The 1463-nt window shown below is 42.9% G+C and carries 1 protein-coding gene; it reads right to left on the minus strand.

The genetic code is table 11. The features are described 5' to 3' along the window. Window positions 1-213: 213 nt before the first annotated feature. Window positions 214-1368 carry an IS110 family transposase gene (locus tag HHO47_RS18945; protein WP_169021692.1) on the minus strand — a complete coding sequence of 385 codons (1155 nt, stop codon included), beginning with the start codon at window positions 1366-1368 and terminating at the stop codon, window positions 214-216. Window positions 1369-1463 lie beyond the last annotated feature (95 nt).

The raw sequence follows: 1463 nt of genomic DNA on the forward strand, positions 1-1463 counted from the left end.
GATGAAGCAAGTAATGTCGTCGGTTATCTTGCTGATATTCGTTGGTTATTACTATTTCTAGTAACAGAGCAGACCTTACTTAGTTCGTCGTGGCACCTGTCTTCAGTCTATGTTCGTGGTTCAATGCAGCGTTAGCTGCATTGCCATCCTAACGCCGTCGGTGGTTGTGCCACACCCGATGCTTGATCCTATGCACTAACTCTAATTCGTTTATCATGCGGGTACTCTTGCCAATCTAAGTTTTGTATTCACTGGCGTAAGCACCACTTCTTTAGCTATTGCCCATATGTATGCAATCATTTCTCGGGCAATTGCTGTGACAACAAGGTTGTAGTGTTTCCCTTTGGCTATCATTTTCTTATAACGTTTGCAGAGCCTAAGCTGCGCTTTCCACGCAATATCAATAATATCCTTTGGTAAGCCTTCGTGTCGTTTTTGCATATCTGTCGATATATTTGCCGCATACCGATAAGTGTGCGCGCCTTCAACAAGGAGGCGTCTTGCTCGGCCATTTCCGCATTTTGTGATAGCGCCAATATGGCGTTTGCCACCACTCGAGTGTTCACTGGGTACAAGACCGAGGTAACTCATTAATTTACGGGGATGATCGAAGCGAGTTAAATCGCCAAGCTCAGCAACAACGCCTGTGGCGACCAATAATCGAACGCCACGCATAGCTTGTATTGCTTTAACAACGGGGTAATAACGCCATTGATGGACGTGATGTGTTAGTTCATTGTCTAGTCGTTCAAGTCGGCTTATTCGCTCGGTAATTGTTTGTAAAAATTCTTGTAAGACGATGTGCTGAGCGGGATGTGGCAGTACAAGTTCAGTGAGCCAGCGTAAATGTTTTTGTGACCAATTCGCAGTGCCTTTGTAATTAATATTATTGCGAAGCAGCAACGCTTTTAATTGATATTTAGCATCTTTTAAATCTTTCATGGCCACTTCGCGTGCACGAGATAAATCGCGTACAGCTTCATCTTCAGGCTCAGGAACATAGATAGGTGTTAAATCTTCAGATTTAAGTAATTTAGCGAGCTTAAGAGCATCACGTTTATCGGTTTTAATTTTCTCACCAGGTTTTTTAGGAATAAGAGAGGGTGCAACTACGTAACAGCAATGACCAAGGCTGGTAATTAAGCGGTAAATCCAATATCCACAAGGGCCTGCTTCATAAACAAAATGAAGCGTTGCGCCAGGGTATTTAGATTCAAACTGACGAACAAGCTTTTGAACGGCCACTTTGGAAGAAGAGAATCGACCAAGGTGAACAGGTTGTGCACCTCTATGCTCTTCAATATAGGCGACTTCATTGAATTCTTTATGTGTATCAAGACCGATAAAAAGTATGCTATGTTTATTCATGTTAGCCTCTGCTGTTTAGTTAATTGACAAACTAATTATGGCTCTGGCTTTGAATTAAGCTAACCCACGAAAAGCGGAGGCTAACACCGTGTGGG

This window comes from Pseudoalteromonas arctica (genome assembly GCF_012927645.1).
GTDB lineage: Bacteria > Pseudomonadota > Gammaproteobacteria > Enterobacterales > Alteromonadaceae > Pseudoalteromonas > Pseudoalteromonas arctica_A.

Bases quoted from the DNA above. Each gene is read 5' to 3' on its own strand.
- HHO47_RS18945 (WP_169021692.1), bottom strand. From the start codon at position 1,368: ATGAATAAACATAGCATACTTTTTATCGGTCTTGATACACATAAAGAA.